The organism is Limosilactobacillus reuteri (assembly GCF_020785355.1).
GTDB classification, from domain to species: domain Bacteria; phylum Bacillota; class Bacilli; order Lactobacillales; family Lactobacillaceae; genus Limosilactobacillus; species Limosilactobacillus reuteri_I.
Map to the genome: position 1 here is coordinate 41,591 of NZ_JAJGVH010000076.1, position 16,904 is coordinate 58,494.

Consider the following 16,904-nt stretch of genomic DNA (forward strand, 5'->3'; position numbering starts at 1 on the left):
GTTTTCGCGAATAATAGTAAGATAACGTGGAAAACCAAATAGGCTAGCTCCGCGTCGTAATCACAAGGCTCGAGGCTAAGTACGAACGACAATCAGCCCGTGCCGTGCTAATCACCGTTCTATCCTTAGCCCACCGCCTTGTCGAGAAGATTATTTTCCACTCCCTTTATCTATAGGTCTACTAACCGATGTTTAACTGCATAGTGGAGAAGTTCTGCGTGTGAAGCAAGGTTTAATTTTTGCATAATCTTTGTCTTATGGGCTTCAACAGTTTTAGGAGATATAAACATCTTAGTAGCGATTTCTTTGTTAGTATATCCTAGAACAATTAACGGTAAGATTTCTTGCTCACGTTTTGAAAGAGCAATGTAATTTCCTAAATCGAAGTGCGGAGAACCGCCTTTGATAACTAATAAATCTTTCTTTGTTACCATAATATTATTGTCTAAGTATTTTTCGCCATTAATAGCGTGTCTTAGGGCGTGAACTAGTTCTTTCGGTGAGGAGCTTTTAAAGATATAGCCATTTGCGCCATTATAAATTGCCTGATTGATGTATTGAGGTTCACTACGAGAAGAAAAAATAATAATTTTGGGGTTAGGGAAATGTTCATGAATTCTTTTGATTGTGATCAGACCATTTTCACCAGGAGGCATCGCTAAATCCATAATAATGATATCAATGTCTCCTTGTTCAACCCGCAATGAGGCATCTATTCCAGTTGTTTCTTCAGCAATTACTTTAAAATTATCTAGTTGTTCAACCAGATTTTTAACTGCCATTCGAATGATGGGATAATTATCCGCCACAAGTACTCTATACATCAATAAACCTGCTTTCATTCTTAAAGTTATCTCTTCTTCAGTATCTTCTTTTTGCTAATAATTATCAAGATCCAAAAGTTATTTTTCACACTTGCTGAAATAGTTTCAATAAACGGCTGGAATAATTGTGAAAATTTATTGCAGAATAAAACTAATGCTGTAAAATAAAAGAGGATCATTGATGACATGACAACATCAATGGTCCACAGTAGAAGTATGTTGGCGAAAGTGATTGCAGAATCACCTTCGCCTTTTATTATACCAATTTTTTGTCCTATTGTAATAAAGATTATCTTTTTATCTATAAATTATTTTATGAAAAGAGTGAAAAAGGCAAGAAGAGCAATCGAAAAGCCAATTTTAACAATTTTATTAAGTTGATTGAGGAAAAAATAATAATCATCTAATAATTAATGCATTTACGGATTGTTTGATCTAGAATGTAATTATTAGCTATTCTTGAATCAGAGAAAGGTGAAGCATTGATGGCAGAAAAAACATTTACAACAACCGAGCTCGCTGAGTTCGATGGTCGAAATGGACATCCCGCATACGTTGCCGTTAAAGGCGTTGTTTACGATGTCTCTAACGTTCCGCAATGGAAGGGTGGTAAACACCATGGAAACCTTGCTGGTCGTGATTTAACTTCAGTAATGCCTCGTTCTATCCATCTGGAATCAGTCCTTGAAGGTATCCCTGTTGTTGGCAAACTAGTTGACTAGGAATAACTATGTAAAAAGCTAGGAATTGGTAGTCTTAAACTATCTCTTCCTAGCTTTTTATATTGTAACTTTGAAATAAGCTCGCAAGTATTTCGCCAGCCCGTTATGCTCGTTATCAATTGGCGTTACATCATTAGCAATACTTTTAAGCTCAGAAATGGCATTATGCATTGCAACGCCACGTCCAGCTGCATCAAGCATTTCTAAATCATTATGCTCGTCACCGAAAGCAATAATATTTTGCCGGTCAATTTGGTACTGCTTAGCGATATAAAACATTCCTGACTCCTTATGAGTGCCACGATGGATCAATTCTAAGATGTTGTAAGGGCCGCCCCATACTCGTGGTTCAACGAAATCGCCGTATTTTTCATTAACTGCCTTAATGATTTCTTCTTGGTGTTCCGGTTCATATTGGATCGTCATTGCGATTGGATTGCCTGTTAAGTTAGTCGCGGTTAGGATTTGATCATCGCGCAACTTGTTTGGTAAGAATTCAGGTAAATCATTACTAGCTTGATTAGCCCATACATGATGTTTATTTTCAACGGTAATTGTTTTAATTCCTAGTTCTTTCCGGTGGGCTAGGAGATCGAGGGCTAGCTCCCGTGTTAATTCAACATCATATTCTTTATCCCAGTGTTCATGAGGTATATGCGTTAGGGCCCCATTAAAGTTTACCATCGGGGTCTTAATCCCAATTTCATCGTAAATATGTTTGGCAATCCGGTAAGGACGGCCAGTAATGATGCTGACAATATGACCATCCCGGGCAAGGGCACGTAAAGTTGTAATTGTCTCATTTGTTAATTTTGATTGATTATTTAATGTTGTGCCATCAAGATCAAGCGCAATCAAGTGTTGATCCATTACCATCTCACTTCTCTTTCCATAAAAAATTCAATTATAATATTGTAAACAAAAACTTAACGCTTTGCCAAGTATTTTGACTTAAAAAGACTAAAAAATACGTTACAATAAAGATATTACGATAAAGAGGAGCGAGAAACTAACGTGCAATTACCAAATGAATTTGTCACGAAATACAAAAAACTAATGGGAGCAGAGGCCGATGAGTTTTTATCAGCACTTGCCCAGTCAAGTTATAGTGGTTTTCGCGAGAATCCATTAAAGAACGGACAACCAGTTGCAACAATTGAAAAAGCTACGGGGAAAGTACCATATGTGCCGGCAGGATATTATGGCCAAGTGAATGGGAAATCATTAGACCATGTTACTGGGTGGGTATATAGTCAAGAGCCATCAGCAATGTTTGTAGGAGAAGTGGTTAACCCACAAGCAGGAGAACGAGTGCTAGACTTGTGTGCAGCTCCGGGAGGCAAAACAACCCACCTCATCGCTAAAATGAACAACCAAGGGCTATTAGTTGCTAATGAAATTTTCCCTAAACGGGCGAAGATTTTGGCGGAAAACTTGGAACGATGGGGCGCAAAAAATGCAGTTGTTACTAGTGAGAGTCCCGCAGATTTAGAAAAACAATTTCCTCAATATTTTGACCGGATTCTTGTTGACGCGCCTTGTTCGGGAGAAGGAATGTTTAGAAAAGAGCCCGCTGGAATTGAATATTGGTCACCAGAATACCCCGCTGAGTGTGCTAACCGCCAGCAAAAGATCTTAGCATCCGCAATGAAAATGCTAAAGCCAGGAGGAACATTAGTATATTCGACCTGTACTTTTGCACCAGAAGAGGATGAACAAAATATTTCATGGCTGCTCAATAACTATCCAGACTTGAAACTTATCCCAATTGAAAAGGCGTCCGGAATGGATGATGGCCGTCCGGAATGGGGGGATGGCAATGAAGAGTTGAAAAAGACAGTCCGATTATTCCCGCACCATCTCAAGGGGGAAGGACATTTCATTGCTAAGTTAGTAAATGGTGAACCAGAGTCAACTGATAAAAAGCGCAAAAAGAAGAATAAGCGGAAAAAGCAATCGATTGTTAAACCGGACAAAGAACAGGTCAAACTCTTTAACCAGTTTGCTACAAACGTTTTTCCGGACTATCAACCACACCAATTGATTTTATTTGGTGACCAGCTCTATGATTTGCCATTAGAAGAGGACAAGATCGAGGGACTAAATGTACTCCGACCTGGACTTCATCTCGGTGCTTTTAAGAAAAATCGATTTGAACCAGCGTTGGCATGGGCTCTTGCCAGCTTACCACAGGAGGCAAACCGGGTCATTGAACTAAGCCAGGAACAGTGGCACCAATATGTCCATGGGGATGTAATCAATATTGATGCTGACCTTCCGAATGGTTGGTATTTATTAGTATGCGAGGAACATACTGCTGGTTTTGGAAAGTTGGTCGGTAAAACAATCAAAAACTTTTATCCCAAGGGGTTACGTTTTTAAATTAGGAGGATTATCGAGATGAAGGAAAAAGCAGCCTTTCACGTTAACGGCTATCTCGGGTTACTCGGGGCGATTATTATCGGTTTAATTAGTTTGTGGCTGATGTTTGTTGGCTTTACGCGTAATTTTCCGGTGCTTCTGACAATTGGAATTATTTTATTCTTGATTGTGATTCTTTTTAGTACATCATTGACAATTATTCAGCCAAATGAAGCCAAAGTTTTAACTTTTTTTGGTAATTATATTGGGACTATTCGTGATGCGGGCTTATTTATGACAGTGCCATTTACAAATAAGGAGACTGTTTCTCTTCGTGTCTGCAATTTTAATAGTCAGATTTTAAAGGTCAATGATTCAAAGGGTAATCCAGTCGAAATTGCGGCCGTTATTGTCTACAAAGTTGTCGATACCGCAAAAGCGCTCTTTTCGGTTGATGATTATGAGCAATTTGTTCAAATTCAAAGTGAGTCTGCGGTTCGTCATGTTGCTAGTGAATATCCATATGATAGTTTTGAAGATCAAGATGCAATTACTCTTCGCGGAAATCCAACCGAAGTATCAGAGCGGTTAACTGCTGAATTGCAAGAGCGGCTAAACGTAGCGGGGGTCAAAATTATTGAAACACGGTTAACTCACTTAGCCTACGCAACTGAAATAGCCAGCGCCATGCTGCAAAAACAACAGTCATCGGCAATCCTATCAGCGCGGAAGATAATCGTTGAAGGGGCTGTTTCAATTACCGAAGAAGCAATTGAACGACTAAGCAAGGAAGCCAACCTTGATTTAACAGATGAGCAACGTTTGCAAATCATCAATAATATCATGGTAGCAATTATTAGTGAACGGGGAACGCAACCAGTAATAAATACAGGGACACAAGGATAAATGATATATTTAACGATTTTAATGGCTGAGCGGGTTGGTTTAATTATTATTCTAGCGTTTTTGCTAGTTAGTGTGCCCTTGTTCCGCCGCCTGTTATTTAATCAAACCATTAGTGCCAAAATTCAACTAACGATTCTTTTTTCTATTTTTGCTATTATGGCTAATATGACTGGAATAGAGATCGATGCAAATAACCAGTTGCATAACAAAATCATTCTTACGGCCATTTCAACAAATGACTCGATTGTCAATGCCCGAATTTTAGCTGTTTCAGTTGCTGGAATTATTGGTGGGCCATGGGTCGGTAGTTTAGTAGGATTAGTAGCGGGGGTTCATCGGATTATTCAAGGTGCGCCCCTGCAAGGTTGGTTTTATGTGCCTAGTTCAGTTTTGATTGGTGCGCTTTCTGGTTTTTTGTATCATGATCGAAAAAGTTATTTTAAGGTAATGACGCCATGGCATGGTTTTATTGTGGGGATTTTGATGGAAAGTATTCAAATGCTTTTTATCTTACTGTTCAGTCCCACGGGATGGGTCTTAGTTAAATATATTGCCTTGCCAATGATCTTGGTTAATTCGCTGGGGACATCGATTTTCTTATCAATCATTTCAATGTACCTTCACCAAGAGGAAGAACTGCGCGCTATGCAAACTCATTCTGTCTTACAATTAACAAATGAAACCTTGCCTTATTTTCGTCAAGGATTAAATAAAAGCTCAGCGCAACAAGTAGTCAAAATTATTAAAAAATATACTAATTTTGATGCAGTGAGTATCACCGACAGACAACGAATACTGGCGCATATTGGGGCTGGTGATGATCACCATATTCCAGGAAATAGGTTAGAAACTTCTTTATCCAGTAATGTGATCAAAACGGGCCAAATAAAGATCGCAAATAACAGTAAAATGATTGGTTGTATCGATCCCAATTGTCCTTTAGAAGCAGCGATTGTTGCTCCTCTGCGAATTGGGAATGAAGTTATCGGAACGTTAAAAATGTATTATACTGATCAATGGCATTTAACACCGGTTGAAATTCAGCTAGCAATCGGTCTATGTGAGATTTTTGCTAACCAAATTGCATTGGGTGAAGCAGAAGTGCAGGCGCAATTAGTTCGAGATGCTAAGATAAAAGCCTTACAAGCACAAATAAATCCGCATTTCTTTTTTAATGCTATTAATACGATTAGTGCAATTTTACGCCGGGATCAAGAGAAAGCGCGAGAACTTCTCCTCCAACTTAGTAATTACTTCCGAGCTAACTTAATTGGGGCCCGGGAGACCGAAATTACTTTGGGACAAGAGCGAACGCAAGTCGATGCATACCTTGAACTGGAACAAACTAGATTTCCACATAAATATAACATCACCTTTGATCAACAAGTCGAAAATGATGTTTACCTGCCGCCATTTACAATTCAAGTATTAGTTGAAAATGCGCTTAAACATGCTTTCGGAGCACGTAGAGACCATAATAATGTTCAAATAACAATAAAAAGGTTGGAAGCACGGTTAGAAATTCAAGTAGCTGATAATGGGGAAGGGATTGCACCGGAACTTCTTCCTAAGCTTGGAAAAGAACCATTGACATCTTCAAAGGGGAGTGGAAATGCGCTATATAACTTGAATCAGCGCTTAATTGGTCTATATGACCAGCATAGTGCCATTCAAATTACAAGTAGTAATAAAGGAACAAAGATCAAAATTTCTTTACCATATCACACTAAGGAAGGTGCAGACAATGAAAGTCTTAATCGTTGATGATGAACCGCTTGCTCGTGAAGAACTTCATTACTTAATTCAGGGAAATAGTGAAGTTACAGAAATACTTGAAGCAGACGGGATTTTTATGGCAGAGGAACAAGTAAAACATGAACACCCAGATATGGTTTTCTTGGATATAAAGTTATCGGATGGAAATGGGATGGCATTAGCTGAAAAAATAAAATCATTTGAGAATAGTCCTCATATTGTCTTTGCGACTGCTTATGATTCTTATGCGTTAGATGCCTTTGAAGCAGATGCAGTTGACTATATTTTGAAGCCATTTTCTGCTAAAAGGGTCAACGAAGCAATTATGCGGGTTGCAAAATTAATTCCGCCAGATGATGACACTACCAAAACCAAGATGGAATTAAGGCAGAATCCCCGAATTTCGATTCAAAATGACGAGCGAACGATTATTTTACAGAAAAAACAAATACTTTACGTACAGGCACAGCAAGGCTTTGTTTATATCTGGACTCTTAACAAGCATAAAATCATTAGTCGACAGACGCTCACTAATATTTATGACCAATTAAAATCTCCAGAATTTTTACAGATCCATCGTAGTTTTATTGTCAATTTGAATGGTGTAACAGAGCTTCAACCAAGTTTCAATCATACTTATGAACTGACTTTAATCGATGGAAGCAAATTACCAGTAAGTCGTTCATATGTTAATACAACCAAAAAAGCATTAGGTTTATAAAAAGGATTGGTGAATTGTTTATCTTTTCACCAATCCTTTTTTTGTGTAAGGCATTTTAAGCTAACTGGAGGGCATTTTAACGCAAATTTAGGTTATTTAATAGTGAAAACGAATACAAATCAGGAAAAGTTAGTAAAATAGATTGTGATAAATGGTATTAACGTTAATGCCTAAACATATTTATCATGTTTAGGAGGATTATCATGAAGAAAGAAGAAAAGAAGAAAGAAGCGCCCATTCTAGTTCAAATGGGAATCTTTGCTGCAATTTTATTCGTATCACAATTAATCTCTAATCTTTTTCCTAAGAGTTTCGTTGTTCCTACACCATTAATTGGAATGATTTTATTATATATTTTATTAGCTTGCCATATTGTTAAGTTGGAACAAGTTGAAAAGTTCGGAGATTTCATGATTAGTTTAATTGCCTTTCTGTTTGTCCCATCAGGAATTCAACTTGCTGGGAGCCTTGGCTTAATGAAAAAAGAAGGGCTACAAGATGTAATTGTTATTATTATTTCGACAATTATTTTATTAGCAGTAATTGCTTATGTTGGAGCATTCTTTATTGGGGTACATCATAAATTGTTCAAGACTAACAAGGGGGAAACTGATAATGACTAATGTATTTATTACAAATCTGGCGTTACCTTTTACCGGGGTATTTATTTCATTACTGGTCTATTTAATTGGGATGTGGCTTTTCAAAATTAGTAATGGTTTCTTCCTCTTCACCCCATTGTTAGTAGGGATGGTATTAGGAATTGTAATTTTGGCAATCTGGGCCAAGGTTGCTAATTCAACGACCGCAATAGTTTATAAAAAATTTTACCAGCCAGGCGGAAATTTGATTTTTTGGTTCCTAAACCCAGCAACAATGGCATTTGCGATTCCGCTTTATCGCCGGAATGATGTTTTTAAGAAATATTGGGTCGATGTAATTCTCACATTATTTGTGGGTGGATTCATTTCATTATTTTTGATTCAAGGAACAGCTAAATTATTTGCTCTTTCCCGTGTTTCAACCGCCGCTATGCTTCCTCAAGCAGCTACTACCGCTGTTGCGATGCCAATTGCAAAGGGAATCGGTGGTGATCCTGCGGTAACAGCGATGGCATGTATCTTAAATGCGGTTATTATTTATGCCCTTGCCGAATTCCTGATTAAGGTCTTTAGACTAAAGAAAATTTCTAAGGTTGGGACTGGTCTTGGTCTTGGATCCGCTGGTCACACTGTTGGATCTGCTAAGGCGGTTCAACTAGGTTCAATTCAAGGAGCAATGGCCGCAGTGGCAGTTGTTATCGTTTCGTTAGCAATGGACATTTTGGTTCCTATTTATGCTCATCTTTTTATGTAAAATTTAATTAGGGAGAGAAAAAGAAGTATGGCGACAGAAGAACATCAAAAGGTTGTTTTAATTGGTGATGGAGTTGTGGGGTCTGCTTATGCTTTTAGCGTGATCCAGCAAGGTTTAGCTGAGGAATTAGTTATTATAAATAAGAGTAATGAGCGAAGCGTTGGGGATGCACTAGATTTGGAAGACGCAACGCCATTTACTGCCCCAGTAAAGGTTAGGGCTGGTAGCTATCAAGATTGTAAAGATGCTGATATTGTTACTATTTGTGCAGGCGCGGCGCAAAAGCCTGGTGAAACACGGCTTAAATTAGTTGAACGTAACTTAAAGATTATGAAGGAAATCGTTCAAGAAGTAGTTAATACCGGGTTTAATGGAATCTTCTTAATTGCTGCCAACCCAGTCGATATCTTGACATATGCTGTTCAAAAAATTTCTGGCTTTCCAGCACATAAAGTTATTGGATCGGGAACTTCTCTTGATTCAGCACGCTTAAGAGTAGCGATTGGTAAAAAGTTAGCTATTGATCCCCGAGATGTTCATGTTGATATGTTAGCGGAGCATGGGGATTCAGAATTTGCTGCTTATTCTTGTGGGACAATCGGTGGAACGCCTTTAATGGATTATGCCTTGGCTAATGGACTGACAAAGCAAGAATTGTTAAAACTAGAAGAACAAGTACGTAATAAGGCGTATGAGATTATTAATCGAAAAGGCGCAACATATTATGGAGTAGCAACTGCTTTGGCAAGAATAACGAAAGCAATTTTGTATGACCAAAATACAGTATTACCCGTAAGTGCGTATTTAGATGGTGAATATGGGGAAAAGGATATTTACCTCGGAACACCGGCTGTAATTGATAAAGATGGTATTCAAAAGGTAGTAGAATTACCATTAGATTCGCGTGAACAAGAGGCTTTAATTAATTCAGCATCAGTTTTGCGTGAAACCACAGCAAATGGAATGACTAAAGCGGGTCTATTGAACTATCTTTGGAAATAAATAAAAATGACTAAGATTGAGGAGCAATATTTTCCTCAGTCTTAGTCATTTTTGCATTATAGTGACCGATGACGGTTATTTATTTGTTTCGATTAAGTGCTTAGCCAATGCAAAGTTGCCGAGAGTAGCAGAACCATTTCCTGGAACAGAAGGGTTGACAATATATTCATCGAGCGATCCAACTGGAAGATAATCGTTCCATAACATTGCAAATTGCTTTCGAACCCGTTCAAGAAAGGCTGGGCGCGAAACACTTCCACCAAAGATAATTTTTTGTGGCCGTAAAATGGCAGTTACTTGAACCGCAGCTTGTGCAACGTAATATGCCATGATATCCCAAACAGGGTGATTATCGGGAACATCTTCGCCACTAATACCGAGCCGTGCCTTGAAAGTTGGCCCAGCTACTAATCCCTCCAAGCAATCGTGGTGGTAAGGACAGATACCAGTAAAGTTCAGATCAGCTGGATGGCGTTGTAAGCGAACGTGGCCCATTTCAGGGGTACTAATTCCACCAATAAAGCGACCATCTTGAATTGCGCCAGCACCCACGCCAGTTCCAAGGGTATAGTAAACCAAGGCCGGATTATCGTACTTATCTTTTAAATTGACATATTCACCGTAAACCGAACCATTGACGTCCGTTGTCCAGTAGACGGGAATATTGAGGGCATCAGTCATTGTGCCGACAAAATTGCAATTTTGCCACTTAACTTTAGGAGTATCAGTAATATAACCGTACTTTTCACTAGCCGGATTAGTATCAATTGGTCCAAAACTGGCAATTGAAAGAGCAGCTAGTTCAGGGTACTGCTTAAAAAAATCAATTGAAGCCCCTAAAGTTTCTTCGGGGGTAGTTGTAGGGATAATTTTTTTATCAATTTCATTAAAATTTTCATCACCAACGGCACAGACAAACTTAGTACCGCCAGCTTCAATACTTCCTAATAACATAATCAAAAACCTCATTTAATTAAAGTGAACGTTTATCAATCTGATAACCATGTTTGAGTATAAACCTTAGAAAACGGTATCACAAGCACAATTACTCTCTTTTTACTTATAAAACGTTTCACTAATTCAAATTAATTTCTGAACTTTCGCGCCAAGTGGTTTTGGCGGGCAAATTAATATGAATAGGGATATCATTCGGATTATTCAGACGGTGGACCAGTCTTTGAACTGCTATTGTCCCCATTGAAAAACTTGCTGGATTGATCGATGAAAGGGACGGAACTAAATATTCAGCAATATCCGAATCATTATAGCTAATAATTTGAAGGTCTTGGGGAACTTTAAGCTGGTGTTGCTTCAGGGCTCGATATGCGCCGATAGTTAGTTGGTCACTAGCTATTAAGGCAGCCTGAAAATTATCTTTCAAAAGAGTATTCATGCTGTCAAAGCCATCTTTAGGAGTCCACCCATTAAGGACAATCAATGGAGAAATATTATGAAGTCTTGTCCACATCAAATAGGCCTTAGCTCGAATATCTTGATACGAGTCTGTCGTTTCGCCATTATTATTCATGGGATGAATATTTCCACCGATAAAGGCGATTTTATTAAGTCCATTTTCTAGTAACTGATCAAGAACGATCTGAGTAGCTTCAAAATACGAATTACGGATAATATCGTAAGCGGGGAGGTATCGATAGTCGTCAATTAAAACGATATGGGGATTGTTTTTAGCTAAATTAGCGTAGAATTCTTGCGTAAAAACTCCGGCAACAATTACGCCATCATATTTTTGCGCGTCAGTAAATTGAAAGGCTTTATTGGGAAAACGAACAAAAGCTTTGATTTGAATATTTTGCTTGGAAGCTTCTTGAATAATTCCATCATGGACTTGAATGAAATAAGGGTCATGAGCTTCTGTCTCGAGCGAATGAGTTGTAAGTACTAGAATTGAACGAGGAGTTATCGGCGGAGTAACGGCCCTATTTAGATGGGGATGGTAATTATACTTTGCTGCTACTTCTTTAATTCGTGCTCTTGTTTGTTTACTTACTGAAAAAGATGAATCATTGCTTAAGACACGTGAAACGCTGGCAGGAGATACACCAGCCTCACGTGCTATTTTTCTGATACCAGTCATAGGAAAACCTCCTTTTAATCAATTTCTAGCATAACATATTTTTAGTAAACGTTTAGTAGTCAATGGTGACGGTAAATTACTGTTATACCAATAATGAAAGCGCTTGACGAAAAATAACTAAACGTTTATTATAGAATCGATTTCAAGAAAGGGGCCACAACGAATGATTACATTTGATGAACAGCAACGTGTTTTTCACTTAAAAAATAAAGAAATTTCCTATTTATTTTCAGTAGAAGAGGGAAATATCCTCAGTCACCTTTACTTTGGACCGGCAATTCGCAACTACCATGGTGAACGTCGATATCCACGAGTTGATCGTGGATTTTCAGGGAACCTTCCTGGATCGATGGACCGAACTTACTCTAAAGATGATTTGTTGCAGGAGTATTCAGGAAACAATACCGGAGACTATCGCGTGCCTGCGATTATTATCAAAACAGAAAATGGTTCACGACTGACTGATTTCCGTTACAAGTCTTATAAGATTTTACCGGGGAAGCCCAAACTAGCTGGGTTACCTGCATCTTATGTTAAAAGTGATAAAGAAGCAGAAACGTTGGAAGTTATTTTGGTTGATGAAACAATTGGTGCGCAACTCATTCTTTCGTACACTATCTATAACGAACGGCCGGTTATTACAAGGAATGCGCGGTTAGTAAACACAAGCAATCAAGAATTACGAATTGAAAAGATTGCCTCAATGCAACTAGATTTAACTAAACATGATTATGACGTTATCTCCGTTCCAGGCCAGTATGCCCTTGAACGACAACCTGAACGACAAGAATTACGTCGGGGAATAACAGAATTTTCTAGCCGTCGAAATTCTAGTTCTCATCATATGAACCCGTTTGTGGCCTTGGTTGATAAGAATACCGATGAATTTCAAGGAAACGCTTTGGGAGTGCTCCTTGTTTACTCTGGTAATCACCAGTTTACCTTGGAAAAAGATCAGATTGACCAGATTCGCTTAATAACCGGAATTAATGATTATGACTTTGAATGGGTTCTTGAACCGGGAAAAGATTTTCAGACACCGGAAGCAATCATGGGCTTTAGTCAACAGGGCCTAAATGGGATGTCACAAGTATTCCACAAGTTATTACGGGACCGGGTTGCTCGCGGTAAGTATCAATATGCAGACCGCCCAATTGTTATTAATAATTGGGAAGCGACCTTCTTTGACTTTGATGATAAGAAGTTAGACCAAATTATTGATGAAGCAAAGCCATTGGGAATTGAAATGTTTGTTCTTGATGACGGCTGGTTTGGCCACCGGAATGATGATAATTCATCGCTTGGTGATTGGTTTGTTAACCAGGATAAGCTTACTGGTGGATTAAAGCGGGTAGCAGACCGGACCCACGAGCATGGCATGAAATTCGGCCTCTGGTTTGAGCCAGAAATGATTTCAGTCGATTCTAAGTTATATAAGGAACATCCAGACTATGCCTTACATGAACCGAACCGTGGCATGACACTTTCTCGTAATCAATTAGTACTAGACTTTAGCCGTAAAGAAGTCGTTGATAATATTTACAATCAAATGTGCTTAATTTTAGATAAGGTGCCGCTTGACTATATTAAATGGGACTTCAACCGTAATCTTACTGAAGTCTTCTCTAGCGCAGCGGATGCAGACCATCAAGGAGAAATTAGCCACCGTTATGTTTTAGGTTTATATGACTTAATGGAGCGGTTAGTTACCCGTTATCCTAATATTTTGTTTGAAGGCTGCTCTGGCGGTGGTGGTCGTTTCGATGCTGGTATCCTTTACTACATGCCGCAAAGTTGGCCATCAGATGATACAGACGCGGTCGAACGGTTAAAGATCCAATACGGAACATCTTTAACTTATCCAATCTCATCTATGACGGCGCATGTATCGGTTTCACCTAACCAGCAAACTGGTCGTTCTACTAGTTTTAAGATGCGGGGCGATGTTGCCATGAGCGGGGTCTTTGGCTATGAACTTGACTTAGCAGATTTGACTGAAGAAGATCGGCAAATGGTAAAGGAACAGATCAAGTTCTACAAGGCTCACCGCCACTTAATTCAATATGGTGACTTTATTCGCTTAGAAAGTCCTTTTGATAGCAATACGGTCGCTTGGGAATTTGTCAGTCCTGATAAGTCAGAAGCACTGCTATTTATGTTTAAGCAGTTGCATACTAACCGTTTTGAAATTAATAATACTAAGATGGCGGGACTTGATCCGACAATTGATTATCATGATGAGATGACTGATAAAACTTATGGTGGGGATGAATTGATGAATGTCGGTTTGTTTCGTGACCCGACTCATACGGGGGACTTCATTTCCGAAGTGCATTACTTTAAAGGCGAATAGTTTAAAATAATAAAAATCCGAGAAAATTTTCTCTCGGATTTTTATTATTCTTTACTTTTTATTAATGCATCAATCGTCCACATCCAGATTGCATGTCCTAAAAATTCAGAAACATGTTCTTCAAGTGGTTGATCTTTTGCAGCAGGAACTGTTCCCATTAATGGCATTAACTTGAGGTGGAAGAAATCCCAAACAGCAATCCCGAATGGTACTCCATCACCTTTTTTGATCCACGGTGCCAACTGTCCGCCGATACTATAGAGAACTCCAAAGCCAGCTGAGAAACTAAAGTGAACAACATAGCTTACCCATGGCAACTGTTGACCGGAATAGGTATAAGTAGCGTGTGTGATCTGTGCCGGAACGCCAAATTGTTCAAGCATTTTTTGCGGTGGGTTTGTTTGATCTCGCTCTGGTGTCCGTGGTGGGAGAATATTTTCCCAACCAAGTTTAACAAGACCAGCAACCAGACCAGCAGTTATACCCACTGTAATTGATTTACCCCAATTAATTTTATTCACTTCAATCACCATCCAAACCTTTAATTATTAAATCAATTGTATCAATCTTAATAGGAATTTCAATTATTTAGGTTAGCGTAAGTGTCGTTGACGAGCATATGATAGCAAGTCCGTTCCTAAAACATATTCAACACGTGAAAGTTCGGTAAATGATGAGCAACCAAGGAGCGCGAGCAAGCGTTTAACAATCACTTGCCATTCACCGAGTGTTTGGTCTAGTGCGTCATAGCCTTCATTTTGGAGAATATTGAGGAAGTAACCGGCAACACCAACTGCCCGGGCGCCTAATACACCAGCTTTGATAACATCGAGGGGAGAAGTAATTCCACCAGAGGCAATAATTTCAGTCTTACCGCGCCGAATTGAATGAGCTTCCAGTAGTGACTCGGGAGTTGTTTGTCCCCAGTCTAATAAACTCTCAAAATTGATATCATGGTTACGCCGATTCTCAATCGCTGCAAAGTTTGTCCCGCCACGTCCACTAACATTGATGAGGTGAACGTCATGGGTTTGCAGTTTGGCGATCGTCGTTTTGCTCATTCCAAAGCCAACCTCTTTTACAATAACAGGGACTTCCAGTTCACTGACAAGATACTGGATATTATCTAACCAATTAAAATCACGATCACCCTCAGGCATAATTAGTTCTTGGGCCGCATTGATATGCAGTTCAAGGGCATTTGCCTTCAGAAGAGAAATAGCATTTATCGCTTGGTCAAGACTGGCATTTGCACTTAAATTTGCAAAAATAATGCCATCTGGATTTTCTTCGCGGATTATCTCAAAAGACGAAAAGGATTGGGGGGCTTTTGAGATAATACTGAGAGATCCCGTTGCCATTGCCAAATGGTGTTTATGGGCTAATTGAGCAAGTTGCTGGTTGATTTTAAGGGCTTGATCACTTCCGCCAGTCATTGCCTCAATATAAAAAGGACATTCAATTTCTAAATTATCAGCTAATTGGACATGCAGATCAACATCATCTGTCGTCATTTCAGGTAAGCTATCATGAATTAGACGCACTTGATCAAAATAATGGTGTTGATGAACTTGGTCATAATATTTGGCAGCTAATGAAAGGTGTTCGTTTTTCCGTTGGGCATGACGTGATTCCATCATGGAGCCTCCTTTGATCTACTTGTGAATGTAAGAAAGATGGTGTTTAACAGATTTCTTGAAACTTTTTGCGTTGTCGATAAAGTGTACGGATAAAGGAAGTTGTTCGATATGATTTTTGGCCCAACTCTTTAAGACATTCCCAAAGTTAGAGTTGCTATCAATAGCGACGATCCCACAATCACCGCCACCGGCACCAGATGTCTTAGCGGCGCCACCAAAAGATTCAGCGATTTGGCAAAGCTTAGATAATGATTCGGTTTCGATGTTTACCCCTGAATTAGTGCCCAGTTGTTTTAAGAGGTCACGGTTATAACGGATTTCATTTTTAATTGCTTCAAGATCTTGACGATGAAAACCATCAACCATTCGTTGGATACACGATTTACTTTTTTCAAGAAAATGATGATATTCGGTTTGGCGACGGGCTTTAAAAAGAGAAATTTTATCAACAAGTTGGGAAGTTGATGCTGGTTTACCAGTCCAGCCAATTAAAAGCTCTAAGTTTTTAGGAGCGGTTAGAGACTCAATATTAAGATCAGGCCAAGGTAAGTCAATGATTGTCTTTAGGTCAAGGTACTTACGTTGTTGGGCAAGCCACTGCCGATCAAATGAATGGTAGGAAATCCAACCACCGTATACAGAAGCGGCAACATCCCCCAACGAACCATTTCCTTGAACTTCAAAATGAGCAATTGCAGCTAATTTAAAGATTTGGTCCTTGTTAACGGGCAAATTATAGAACCGACAAAGGGCCTTAACAGTTGCTACAGTAACAGCCGCAGAGGAACCAAGGCCATATTTTCGACCATTAGCACTGTCTAATTGACTGTCAATATGGATATTAAATATTCGTAAATCGCGACTAAAAGTACGAGCATATTCTTCTGTAACCCTAATAGCAGAAAGAATGTAAGAAAAAGGATTGTCACGCTTATCAACTACCATTTGGTCTCCTAAACGTCGCCAGGATAGTTGATCGTTATTATATTGGCGACTAATAATTTGGCCAACTTCTTGCACGCTTTCCTCAATCGTACAGGTAACAAACTGATCCAATGCAACTAAAATTGCAGGATAACCATTTTCAACAACAGCATATTCACCGGCAATATACAATTTACCGGGAGCTTTTTCAGTAATCAAAATTTAAAGTCCCCTTATCATTAAAT

At 39.0% G+C, this 16,904-nt stretch carries 16 protein-coding genes; 9 read left to right on the top strand and 7 right to left on the bottom strand.

Going from position 1 to position 16,904, the window contains the following annotated elements; genetic code table 11:
* Positions 1-170: 170 nt before the first annotated feature.
* On the bottom strand, positions 171-824 hold the full coding sequence (locus LMB56_RS06975; RefSeq protein WP_229283478.1) for a response regulator: 654 nt from the start codon (positions 822-824) through the stop codon (positions 171-173).
* A 485-nt stretch (positions 825-1,309) separates the two neighbouring features.
* Between LMB56_RS06975 and LMB56_RS06980 the strand changes: the two genes are divergently transcribed.
* Positions 1,310-1,546, top strand: coding sequence for a cytochrome b5 domain-containing protein (locus LMB56_RS06980; RefSeq protein ID WP_019254016.1), 237 nt, complete (start codon positions 1,310-1,312; stop codon positions 1,544-1,546).
* Between the two features lie 57 nt (positions 1,547-1,603).
* Here LMB56_RS06980 and LMB56_RS06985 read toward each other — a convergent pair whose 3' ends face one another.
* A complete protein-coding gene (locus LMB56_RS06985) occupies positions 1,604-2,416 on the bottom strand; it encodes a Cof-type HAD-IIB family hydrolase (protein ID WP_065533673.1) in 813 nt (270 codons plus the stop codon).
* A gap of 144 nt (positions 2,417-2,560) precedes the next feature.
* On the opposite strand from LMB56_RS06985, the gene LMB56_RS06990 reads away from it, so the two are divergent.
* The 7 genes from LMB56_RS06990 to LMB56_RS07020 all read left to right on the top strand — a co-directional run bounded on the left by LMB56_RS06990 (position 2,561) and on the right by LMB56_RS07020 (position 9,647).
* Positions 2,561-3,928: an RsmB/NOP family class I SAM-dependent RNA methyltransferase gene (locus tag LMB56_RS06990; RefSeq protein ID WP_229283477.1), complete on the top strand. Its 1,368-nt coding sequence runs from the start codon at positions 2,561-2,563 to the stop codon at positions 3,926-3,928.
* 18 nt (positions 3,929-3,946) lie between these two features.
* A complete protein-coding gene (locus LMB56_RS06995) occupies positions 3,947-4,813 on the top strand; it encodes an SPFH domain-containing protein (protein ID WP_020843095.1) in 867 nt (288 codons plus the stop codon).
* Positions 4,814-6,577: a sensor histidine kinase gene (locus LMB56_RS07000; RefSeq protein ID WP_229283476.1), complete on the top strand. Its 1,764-nt coding sequence runs from the start codon at positions 4,814-4,816 to the stop codon at positions 6,575-6,577.
* Positions 6,558-7,289, top strand: coding sequence for a LytR/AlgR family response regulator transcription factor (locus LMB56_RS07005; protein ID WP_153702847.1), 732 nt, complete (start codon positions 6,558-6,560; stop codon positions 7,287-7,289). The genes LMB56_RS07000 and LMB56_RS07005 overlap by 20 nt, the downstream gene beginning before the upstream one ends.
* A gap of 203 nt (positions 7,290-7,492) precedes the next feature.
* Positions 7,493-7,912, top strand: coding sequence for a CidA/LrgA family protein (locus LMB56_RS07010; RefSeq protein ID WP_003666169.1), 420 nt, complete (start codon positions 7,493-7,495; stop codon positions 7,910-7,912).
* The gene (locus tag LMB56_RS07015) at positions 7,905-8,645 is read left to right on the top strand and encodes an LrgB family protein (RefSeq protein ID WP_094500817.1); all 741 of its coding nucleotides are present in this window, start codon (positions 7,905-7,907) and stop codon (positions 8,643-8,645) included. Before LMB56_RS07010 ends, LMB56_RS07015 begins: the two co-directional genes overlap by 8 nt.
* 27 nt (positions 8,646-8,672) lie before the next feature.
* Positions 8,673-9,647, top strand: coding sequence for an L-lactate dehydrogenase (locus LMB56_RS07020; protein WP_153702848.1), 975 nt, complete (start codon positions 8,673-8,675; stop codon positions 9,645-9,647).
* A gap of 75 nt (positions 9,648-9,722) precedes the next feature.
* Here the strand turns inward: LMB56_RS07020 and scrK are convergent, their stop codons facing one another.
* Together scrK and LMB56_RS07030 are read right to left on the bottom strand one after the other, a co-directional pair.
* A complete protein-coding gene (scrK, locus tag LMB56_RS07025) occupies positions 9,723-10,601 on the bottom strand; it encodes a fructokinase ScrK (protein WP_229283475.1) in 879 nt (292 codons plus the stop codon).
* Between the two features lie 121 nt (positions 10,602-10,722).
* On the bottom strand, positions 10,723-11,742 hold the full coding sequence (locus LMB56_RS07030) for a LacI family DNA-binding transcriptional regulator (protein WP_229283474.1): 1,020 nt from the start codon (positions 11,740-11,742) through the stop codon (positions 10,723-10,725).
* 163 nt (positions 11,743-11,905) lie between these two features.
* On the opposite strand from LMB56_RS07030, the gene LMB56_RS07035 reads away from it, so the two are divergent.
* The gene (locus tag LMB56_RS07035) at positions 11,906-14,095 is read left to right on the top strand and encodes an alpha-galactosidase (protein WP_122481246.1); all 2,190 of its coding nucleotides are present in this window, start codon (positions 11,906-11,908) and stop codon (positions 14,093-14,095) included.
* Positions 14,096-14,139: 44 nt separating this feature from the next.
* Here the strand turns inward: LMB56_RS07035 and LMB56_RS07040 are convergent, their stop codons facing one another.
* The 3 genes from LMB56_RS07040 to LMB56_RS07050 are packed head-to-tail and all read right to left on the bottom strand — an operon-like array spanning position 14,140 to position 16,878.
* On the bottom strand, positions 14,140-14,628 hold the full coding sequence (locus LMB56_RS07040; RefSeq protein ID WP_003674130.1) for a DUF1440 domain-containing protein: 489 nt from the start codon (positions 14,626-14,628) through the stop codon (positions 14,140-14,142).
* A gap of 60 nt (positions 14,629-14,688) precedes the next feature.
* Positions 14,689-15,735 (bottom strand): type 2 isopentenyl-diphosphate Delta-isomerase, encoded by a 1,047-nt coding sequence (fni, locus tag LMB56_RS07045; RefSeq protein ID WP_122481245.1) that lies wholly within the window; start codon positions 15,733-15,735, stop codon positions 14,689-14,691.
* Positions 15,736-15,750: 15 nt separating this feature from the next.
* On the bottom strand, positions 15,751-16,878 hold the full coding sequence (locus LMB56_RS07050) for a phosphomevalonate kinase (RefSeq protein ID WP_003666183.1): 1,128 nt from the start codon (positions 16,876-16,878) through the stop codon (positions 15,751-15,753).
* Between the last annotated feature and the right edge of the window lie 26 nt (positions 16,879-16,904).

Excerpts from the sequence above, each read along its gene's own strand:
- LMB56_RS06975 (WP_229283478.1), bottom strand. The coding sequence starts at position 824 with ATGTATAGAGTACTTGTGGCGGATAATTATCCCATCATTCGAATGGCA.
- LMB56_RS06980 (WP_019254016.1), top strand. The coding sequence starts at position 1,310 with ATGGCAGAAAAAACATTTACAACAACCGAGCTCGCTGAGTTCGATGGT.
- LMB56_RS06985 (WP_065533673.1), bottom strand. The coding sequence starts at position 2,416 with ATGGATCAACACTTGATTGCGCTTGATCTTGATGGCACAACATTAAAT.
- LMB56_RS06995 (WP_020843095.1), top strand. The coding sequence starts at position 3,947 with ATGAAGGAAAAAGCAGCCTTTCACGTTAACGGCTATCTCGGGTTACTC.
- LMB56_RS07000 (WP_229283476.1), top strand. The coding sequence starts at position 4,814 with ATGATATATTTAACGATTTTAATGGCTGAGCGGGTTGGTTTAATTATT.
- LMB56_RS07005 (WP_153702847.1), top strand. The coding sequence starts at position 6,558 with ATGAAAGTCTTAATCGTTGATGATGAACCGCTTGCTCGTGAAGAACTT.
- LMB56_RS07010 (WP_003666169.1), top strand. The coding sequence starts at position 7,493 with ATGAAGAAAGAAGAAAAGAAGAAAGAAGCGCCCATTCTAGTTCAAATG.
- LMB56_RS07015 (WP_094500817.1), top strand. The coding sequence starts at position 7,905 with ATGACTAATGTATTTATTACAAATCTGGCGTTACCTTTTACCGGGGTA.
- LMB56_RS07020 (WP_153702848.1), top strand. The coding sequence starts at position 8,673 with ATGGCGACAGAAGAACATCAAAAGGTTGTTTTAATTGGTGATGGAGTT.
- scrK (WP_229283475.1), bottom strand. The coding sequence starts at position 10,601 with ATGTTATTAGGAAGTATTGAAGCTGGCGGTACTAAGTTTGTCTGTGCC.
- LMB56_RS07030 (WP_229283474.1), bottom strand. The coding sequence starts at position 11,742 with ATGACTGGTATCAGAAAAATAGCACGTGAGGCTGGTGTATCTCCTGCC.
- LMB56_RS07035 (WP_122481246.1), top strand. The coding sequence starts at position 11,906 with ATGATTACATTTGATGAACAGCAACGTGTTTTTCACTTAAAAAATAAA.
- LMB56_RS07040 (WP_003674130.1), bottom strand. The coding sequence starts at position 14,628 with ATGGTGATTGAAGTGAATAAAATTAATTGGGGTAAATCAATTACAGTG.
- fni (WP_122481245.1), bottom strand. The coding sequence starts at position 15,735 with ATGATGGAATCACGTCATGCCCAACGGAAAAACGAACACCTTTCATTA.